At 41.9% G+C, this 792-nt stretch carries 1 protein-coding gene; it reads left to right on the forward strand.

The window, feature by feature from the left end; all coding sequences use genetic code 11:
- Positions 1–792: mechanosensitive ion channel (locus tag ACS8FC_RS16575; RefSeq protein ID WP_439297584.1), on the forward strand; the 792-nt coding region annotated here is incomplete at both ends.

Genomic DNA, 792 nt, shown 5'->3' on the forward strand with positions numbered 1-792 from the left:
CTGGCTTGAGTGAACAAAACAGCCTACCTAATATTGCCGGTTCGCTAGCATTTTTAGTGGTTATTATCCCAACGATTATTGCTGCTTTGAATGCATTAAAAATCGACGTTATTGCTCGCCCTGCGACCAATATGCTAAACAAAATCATGGAAGCATTGCCAAACATCTTCATGGCAGTGGCTATCCTGTTTGTGACTTTTTATGTTGTCCGTATGGTTGCAAATATTGTCAAAGGATTGCTTGAAAATACTCAAATCAATCAAATGCCTGCCAAAGTTGGCTTGCAAGAGACTATGGGTGACAAGAGAATCTCTGACTTAGTCGCTTATGCAATTATCTTCTTTGCTATGCTATTTGCTGCTATTGCAGCTGCTGATTTACTAGGTTTCGAGCCTATCTCAGCTATTATTACGATGTTTATCGCATTTGGCGCTAACATCATCTTAGGTGCAATTATCCTGTTTATCGGATTCTGGCTTGCCAATATTATTGCGGGTGTTGTTGAGCGTTCTGAGCAAGGTTCACAATTCTTAGCAAACATTGTCCGTGTATTGATTATGGGCCTTGTACTTGCTATGGGTCTAAAAGCAATGGGTATTGCAGATTCAATCGTGAATCTAGCATTTGGCCTAACGCTAGGTGCCGTAGCCGTAGCCTTTGCCCTATCATTTGGTCTTGGTGGTCAAGAAGCAGCCGCACGTTTCCTACGTAAAATGCAAGATAAAATGGATCGTGAGCGCGACGAAGTAAAAGCAAAATCTACGCTGCAGCCAAGCTCATCAACACAAGAAA

Source organism: Psychrobacter sp. 1Y4, assembly GCF_051847555.1.